4 protein-coding genes and 1 pseudogene are annotated in these 7,636 nt (G+C 68.6%); all 5 read left to right on the top strand.

The genetic code is table 11. The annotated features are described in order from the left end of the window. Positions 1 to 364 (top strand): annotated as a pseudogene (locus tag APY03_RS44330) (translesion DNA synthesis-associated protein ImuA); the annotation flags it as partial. Further along, on the top strand, positions 333 to 1,649 hold the full coding sequence (locus tag APY03_RS23840) for a hypothetical protein (protein ID WP_068680726.1): 1,317 nt from the start codon (positions 333 to 335) through the stop codon (positions 1,647 to 1,649). The pseudogene APY03_RS44330 and the gene APY03_RS23840, both read left to right, overlap by 32 nt. Beyond that, positions 1,642 to 5,022: an error-prone DNA polymerase gene (locus APY03_RS23835; protein WP_068680724.1), complete on the top strand. Its 3,381-nt coding sequence runs from the start codon at positions 1,642 to 1,644 to the stop codon at positions 5,020 to 5,022. Before APY03_RS23840 ends, APY03_RS23835 begins: the two co-directional genes overlap by 8 nt. A 195-nt stretch (positions 5,023 to 5,217) precedes the next feature. Further along, positions 5,218 to 6,231, top strand: a complete 1,014-nt coding sequence (locus APY03_RS23830; protein WP_068680722.1) for an aromatic ring-hydroxylating dioxygenase subunit alpha — start codon at positions 5,218 to 5,220, stop codon at positions 6,229 to 6,231. A gap of 192 nt (positions 6,232 to 6,423) precedes the next feature. Continuing rightward, positions 6,424 to 7,629 carry an ABC transporter substrate-binding protein gene (locus tag APY03_RS23825; protein ID WP_068680720.1) on the top strand — a complete coding sequence of 402 codons (1,206 nt, stop codon included), beginning with the start codon at positions 6,424 to 6,426 and terminating at the stop codon, positions 7,627 to 7,629. The last annotated feature ends 7 nt before the right edge of the window (positions 7,630 to 7,636 follow it).

The following is a 7,636-nucleotide window of genomic DNA, read 5'->3' as shown; positions in this document are numbered from 1 at the left end:
GCGGCGGCTGCAGCTCGCGGCGGCGCAGCACGACCGCCTGCTGTTCGTTTTTCGATCGGACGCGGCGGAACATTCGGCCTCACCGGCGCGGTTGCGCCTGCGGCTTGCCACCTGCGCCGCAGATGCCGCGCAGATCGACGTCCACATCCTCAAGCGCCGCGGCCCGCCGCTGGCAGGGCCCCTGCAACTGCCGGCGCGCAGCGAGCGCATGACGGCGCTGCTCGCGGCCGGCCAGCTCCGGCGCAAGCTGCGCCAGCAGCAGGAAGGCGCGCTGCCGCCCAAGACCGAGGGCGCGACCGTGGTCCGCCTCGACCTCCACCCGGAGCAAGGCCATGCACTGGATCGCATTGCGCTGGTCGCCTGAGGTTGCGTCTGCCAAGGAGGTGCCGCTGCCATCGCCCGAGGCGCTCGGCTGGTGGGCCCTGCAGTTCACGCCGCGCGTCGCCTGGGTCGACGGCGAGGCCCTGCTGCTCGAAGTCTCGGCCTGCGAGCGGCTGTGGGGCGGGCGCCTGGCCTTGATGCGCGAGATCGCTCGGCTCAATCCGGTGCCGGACGTCCCCGTGCAGCGGGCACAGGGCGCCACCAGCCTGGTCGCGCTGGCGCGGTTGCGCATGTTCGCGCGCGGCGAGCAGCCGCCGCACGAGCTGCCCTCCGGACTGCCCCTCGACACCCTGAGCGCGGCCCGCGATCACCTCGCGGTTCTGTCGCATCTCGGTTGTCGCTGCTGGGGCGATGTCGAAAAGCTGCCACGCGGCGGCCTCACGCGCCGTTTCGGCAAGGCCTTGCGCGCGGCCCTGGACGTGGCCTACGACATCGCGCCCGACAGCCATGACTGGCTGCAACTGCCCGACGTGTTCGAGCAGAAGCTGGAGCTGCCCGCGCTGGCCGAGGGCGCGCCCGCGCTCATGTGGTCGGCCAACCGCCTGCTGGCTGCGCTGCAGATCTGGCTGCGCGCGCGCCAGCGCGGCGTGCTGGCGCTGGAACTGCAGTGGACGCTCGACCTGAAGCGACTCGACGGCGTCGCGCTGCCGCCGCACCAGCAGATCACGGTGCGAACGGCCGAAGCCACGCAGGACATGGCGCACCTGCGGCGCCTCCTGTCCGAACGGCTCGCGATCACGACCCTGGCCGCGCCCGCGAGCTGGCTGCGCCTGCGCTCGATCGAGACCGCGCCCTGGGCCGGCGCCAGCACCAGCTTCCTGCCGGAAGACAACCGCAAGGGCGACAAGCTGCACGAACTGGTCGAGCGCCTCAGCGCGCGGCTCGGGCCGCAGCAGGTGCTGCGCGCGGCCGCGCGGGCCGATCACCGGCCCGAGTGCCGGCAGGCGTGGCAGCCTGCATTGCACAAGACCCAGGCCGAGGCTGGCCGCCCCGAGGCGGCCGACGCCATCTATCCACCTTGGCTCCTGCGAGAGCCCTTGCGCCTGGACATGCAAGGCGAACGCCCGTGCTACCAGGGGCCGCTGCGCAAGCTGGTCGGGCCGCAGCGCGTAGAGACCGGCTGGTGGGGCGAAGGCCAGCCCGCGGTGCGCGACTACTACATCGCGGAAAGCCCGAAGGCCGGTCTCGTGTGGATCTACCGCGAGCGGCCTTCGTCCTGCTTCACTTCCGAGGCGCCGCGCTGGTACCTGCAAGGCCTGTATGCCTGAACTCAGCGACAAGCAGATGCAGAAACGCACGCGTGCCTCCGCCACGGTGCATGCCTTGCCGCCGCGGCTGCCCCAGCCGGCAGCCGGGCCGCCGATCACTCCGATGACGCCGGGCCTGCCGTCCTATGCCGAGCTGCACTGCCTCACGAACTTCAGCTTCCAGCGCGGCGCCTCGCATCCCGAGGAGCTCGTGCAGCGCGCCTACGAGCTCGGCTACGAGGCGCTCGCGATCACCGACGAATGCTCGGTGGCCGGCGTGGTGCGGGCGTTCGAAGGGCTGCGGGAGCTGCTCGAAGCGCTCGATCCGTCGCAACTACACCCATTCCGGCTGCTGTTCGGCAGCGAGTTCCGCTTCGAGCGCTTCAAGCTGGTGGCGCTCGCGCACGATCTCGAAGGCTGGGGCAATCTCTGCGAGTTCATCACCGCCGCGCGCATCACGGCACCCAAGGGCACCTACGAGGTGAGCTGGGAAGACAGCGACCTCGCCTCGCTGCGCGATTGCGAAATCCTCTTCGTGCCCCTGCGCACGCCCGGCGCCACGCCCGATGCCGAAGCGCTCCGCGCCGATGTGGCGGAGGTCGCGCGCCTCTTCGCGGGCCACCTCTGGATCGCGGCCGAGCTGCCCAACGAGCTCGACGACGACCTCTGGCTCGTCACGCTGCTGCAGGTGGGTGCGCAGGCCGGCGTGCCGCTGGTGGCGGCCGGCGACGTGCACATGCACGTGCGCTCGCGCAAGCCGCTGCAGGACGTGATCGCGGCCGTGCGCGAGGGCAGGGCGGTCGCCGAATGCGGCTTCGCGCTGCAGTCCAATGCCGAGCGGCACCTGCGTTCGCGGCTGCGCCTGTCGAACCTTTATCCGGCCGAGCTGCTGGCCAACACCATGGAGGTCGCTCGGCGCTGCACCTTCGACCTGAACGTGATCCGCGAGCACTACAAGTACCCGCTCGAGAACGTGGCGGAAGGCGAGACGCCGGCCCAGACGCTGGTGCGCAAGACCTGGGAGGGCGCGCGCGAGAAGTATCCGCAGGGCGTTCCCGACAAGGTACAGGGCCAGATCCGGCACGAGCTCGACCTGATCATCGAGATGCACTACGAGATGTTCTTCCTCACGGTGGAAGACATCGTGCGCTTCGCGCGCTCCAGGAGCATCCTGTGCCAGGGCCGCGGCTCCTCGGCCAATTCGGCGGTCTGCTTCTGCCTGGGCATCACCGCCATCGATCCCGAGACCGGCAACCTGCTCTTCGAGCGCTTCCTGAGCCGCGAACGCCGCGAGCCGCCCGACATCGACGTCGACTTCGAGCACCAGCGGCGCGAGGAGGTGATCCAGTACATCTACGAGAAGTACGGCCGCGAGCGGGCTGCCATTGCGGCGGTCGTGATCTGCTATCGCTCCCGCAGCGCGGTGCGCGACGTGGGCAAGGCGCTGGGCATCGATGCGCGCCTGGTCGACGAATTCGCCAAGGACCACTACTGGTTCGACGGCGTGGTGCTCGACCAGCGGCTGGAAGAGGCGATGCAACGCTCGGGCGTGCAGGAAGACATGTCCCGGCTGCTGCAGTGGATCGAGCTCACGCAGCAGCTGCGCGGATTTCCGCGCCACCTGAGCCAGCACGTGGGCGGCTTCGTGCTCACCCAGAGCAAGCTCACGCGCCTGGTGCCGGTCGAGAACGCATCCATGAAGGACCGCTCCGTCATCCAATGGGAGAAGGACGACCTCGAGGCCATGGGCATGCTCAAGGTCGACGTGCTGGCCCTGGGCATGCTGAGCGCGATCCGGCGTGCGCTGGCGCTGGTCAACGGCTGGCGCGGCACGGCGCTGCAGATGCACCAGATACCGGACGACGACGAAGCCGTGTTCGACATGATCTGCGATGCCGACACCATCGGCGTGTTCCAGATCGAGAGCCGGGCGCAGATGTCGATGCTGCCGCGCCTCAAGCCGCGCTGCTACTACGACCTGGTGATCGAGGTAGCCATCGTGCGGCCGGGGCCGATCCAGGGCGGCATGGTGCATCCGTACCTGAAGAACCGCGAGAAGCTCCGCAAGGACGGCGAGATTGCCTACCGCTATCCCGACCTCATCCCGGCGCTGGGCCGCACCCTCGGCGTGCCGATCTTCCAGGAGCAGGTGATGCAGATCGCGATGATCGCGGCCAAGTTCACGCCCGACCAGGCCGACCGCCTGCGCCGCTCGATGGCCGCCTGGAAGCGCAAGGGCGGCGTCGAGAAGTTCCACGAGCCGCTGGTCGGCGGCATGATCGACAACGGCTACGACCGCGAGTTCTCCGAAGCCATCTTCAAGCAGGTCCAGGGCTTCGGCGAATACGGCTTTCCTGAAAGCCATGCCGCCAGCTTTGCGCTGCTGGTGATCGTTAGCTGCTGGCTCAAGCTGCACGAGCCCGCCTGCTTCCTGGCCGCCATGCTCGATTCGCAGCCCATGGGCTTTTATTCGCCTTCTCAGTTGGTGCAGGACGCGCGGCGGCATGGCGTCGAGGTGCGCGCAGTCGACGTGACGACGAGCGAGCTCGACTGCTCACTCGAAGACCCGGCTGTGGCTCTTTCCCCCTCCGAGGAAAAGCCGGGATGGGGGCAGCAGCCCCCTCAAGCCATCCCGCCGCGTTTCGCCACTCGCCTGGGAACCCCCCGCCAACCCGCCGTCCGCCTCGGCCTGCGCCGCATCTCCAGCCTCAGCGAAGCCGGCGCCAAGCGCATCGTCGTGGCCCGCACCCAAGCCCCCTTCACCAGCACCGAGGACCTGGCCCTGCGCGCCGAGCTCGATGCCAAGGACATGGCCGCGCTCGCCGCGGCCGATGCGCTGCTCGCCCTCTCGGGCCACCGGCGCCAGCAGGTCTGGGACGCCACCGCGCAGCGCCGCGCGCCGGCGCTGCTCAAGGGCGTGCCCATTCATGAGCGCGCGCTGCAGCTGCCGCTGGCGCCCGAGGGCGAGGAGATCGTCGGCGACTACGCCTCGCTGGGCTTCACGCTGCGCCGCCATCCGCTGGCACTGCTGCGCCCGCGGCTCGCGCGCATGCGGCTCAGCAGCGCCGAGCAGCTGCGCGACCTGCCCAGCGGCCAGACCGTGCGCGCCTGCGGCATTGTCATGGGCCGCCAGCGCCCGCAGACTGCGAACGAAACCATCTTCGTCACGCTCGAGGACGAGACCGGCAACGTCAACGTGATCGTCTGGAAGCACGTCGTCGAAGCCTGGCGCGAGCCGCTGCTCAAGTCGCACCTGCTCGCGGTGCAGGGCACCTGGCAGCGCGACGTGGACAGCGGCGGCGAGGTGCGGCATCTGGTGGCCACCGGCTTCAGGGACCTGACGCCGCTCCTGGGGCGGCTCGCCAAGAGCAGCAGGAGCCGGGACTTCCACTGACCCGGGCCGGCTTGCCCCGGCGTGGACTACGACGGCACGCCGATGCCGCTTCCCGGTGCAAACCCGGTGTACGCAGGCACCGAAATTAAGTATTCTCTCCATTCAATTGGAGAAGTTGCTTACTTAACTGCTGGCACGTTTTCTGCAGCGCTCCGCGTCATGCAAGCCGCCGGCCCCCATAAAGGACAGATGCCCATGACCGCCTTCGCCTACAACGCCTGGTACCCGCTCGCCTGGTCGCGGGACATCGGGCGCGAGATCGTCCCGCGCCGCGTGCTCGAGGAGGATCTCGCGGTGTATCGCACGGAGGAGGGCGTCGTCGCCGCACTCGAAGACGCCTGCCCGCACCGGCTGGCGCCGCTTTCCATCGGCCGGCTGTGCGGCGACGCGATCGAATGCGCCTACCACGGCCTCACCTTCGACGGCAGCGGCCGCTGCGTGCATGCGCCAGGCATGCCGCGCGTGCCGGAGAGCTTCCGCGTGCGCAGCTATCCCACCGCCGAGAGCATGGGCATGGTCTGGGTGTGGATGGGCGATGCCGAGAAGGCCGACCGCAGCCAGGTGTTCCGCCTGCCGCAGTACGACGACCCGGCCTACAGCGTGGTCGAGGGCGACGCGCTGCCGGTGCAGGCCAACTACCTGAGCCTGGCGGACAACCTCTGCGACCCGACCCACGTGGTCTACGTGCACCAGACCACGCTGGCGAGCGCGGGCCGCGAGGAAACGCGCGTGCAGCACGAGCGCCAGGGCAACAAGGTCGTGACCTGGCGCTGGGTGATCGACGGTCCGCTGATGCCGATCTTCGAAGGCCTCAAGGACTTCGGGGGCAATGTGGACCGCTGGCACTACTACCACTACCACGCCCCCAGCATTGCGGTGATCGACTTCGGCTCCGCCCGCACCGGGACCGGTGCGCCCGAGGGAAACCGCGACGACTGCATCCAGATGTACGCCTGCCACTTCATCACGCCCATCGACCAGCGCAGTTGCGTGCAGCACTGGCTGTGCCTGAAGAACTCGCCCGCCGACCCCGCCGTGGACGAGCGCCTGCGCAGCAACCTGCGCATGGCCTTCAACGAGGACAAGCGCGTGCTGGAGGCGATCCAGCGCAACGAGGACAAGCCGCGCCAGTGGCACCGGATCAATCTCGCTCTCGACGGCTCCTCGATCAAGATGCGGCGCATCGTCGAGGAAATGGCCGCCGAATGAAGGTCTCCCCCAGGTGGGCTCACTTCGTGTAGCCGCCCACCCCCTCACCGGGGGCAACACCAGCGGCCCGGCAAAGCCGGATCCGCAGTGTTCCCCGGCTGGCCTGTACAGCTTCGAAGCGACCGATTGAGCCACGAGCCGCTACCTTCTTCTTTTTCTCCGTCCCCAGCCATCGCCAGAAAGGACTTCGCCATGAAACTCATGCCCTCCGTGTCCACCCGCCTGCTCGCTGCCAGCCTCTGCTTCGCAGCCGCGCAAGCGGCCGCCCAAGGCACCATCAAGATCGGCGAGATCAACAGCTACAAGGCCCTGCCGCAGAACCTGGTGCCCTACAAGCAGGGCTGGCTGCTGGCGCAGGAAGAGATCAATGCCGCGGGTGGCGTGCTCGGCAAGAAGCTGGAGACGGTGTTCCGCGACGACAACGGCAACCCCGGAGACGCGGTGCGCATGGCGGAGGAGTTGCTCGCGCGCGAGAAGGTCGACATCCTCTCCGGCGTGACGCTCTCTCATGTCGGGCTGGCGCTGACCGATTTCGCCAAGCAGAAGAAGTTCTTCTTCCTCGCCTCCGGGCCCCTCAGCGACAAGGTGGTGTGGGACAACGGCAACCGCTACACCTACCGGCTGCGTTCCGGCACCTATGCGCTCTCGGCCTCGGTGATCAGCGAGGCCGTCAAGCTGAAGAAGAAGCGCTGGGCGCTGGTCTACCCCAACTACGAATACGGCCAGGCGGCGGTGGCGGCCTTCAAGGAGAACATGAAGAAGGCCCAGCCCGACGTCGAGTTCGTGGCCGAACAATCGCCGCCGCTCGGCAAGATCGACGCCGGTGCCGTGGTGCAGGCGCTGGCCGACGCCAAGCCGGATGCGATCTTCAACGTCATGTTCGGCAGCGACCTGACCAAGCTGGCGCGCGAGGGCAAGACCCGCGGCCTGTTCGAGGGCCGCGAGGTGGTGAGCCTGCTGACCGGCGAGCCCGAGTACCTCGACCCGCTGAAGGACGACGCGCCCGCCAACTGGATCGTGACCGGCTACCCCTACGCCAGCATCGACACGCCTGAGCACAAGGCCTTTCTTGCCGCGTACCAGAAGAAGTACAACGACTATCCTCGCCTCAACTCGGTGGTGGGCTATGCCACGGTGAAGGCCATCGCCGCGGGCGTGCAGAAGGCCGGCTCCACAGACACCGAGAAGCTGGTCGCGGCCTTCAAGGGCCTGCAGTTCGATTCGCCCTTCGGGCCGGTGGTGTTCCGGCCTCAGGACAACCAGTCCACGCTCGGCATCTTCGTCGGCCGCACGGCGGTGAAGGACGGCAAGGGCGTGATGCCCTCGGGCACCTATCTCGACGGCGCAAAGCTGCAGCCGGCCGAGGAGCAGATCCGCAAGCTGCGCAATCCTTCGTGATGAGCGA

Origin of the sequence: Variovorax sp. WDL1, from assembly GCF_001541225.1 — a bacterium.
Classification (GTDB): Bacteria; Pseudomonadota; Gammaproteobacteria; order Burkholderiales; family Burkholderiaceae_C; genus Variovorax.
Note: the sequence above shows the minus strand (reverse complement) of the source record. Positions and strands in the feature narration are given on the sequence as shown.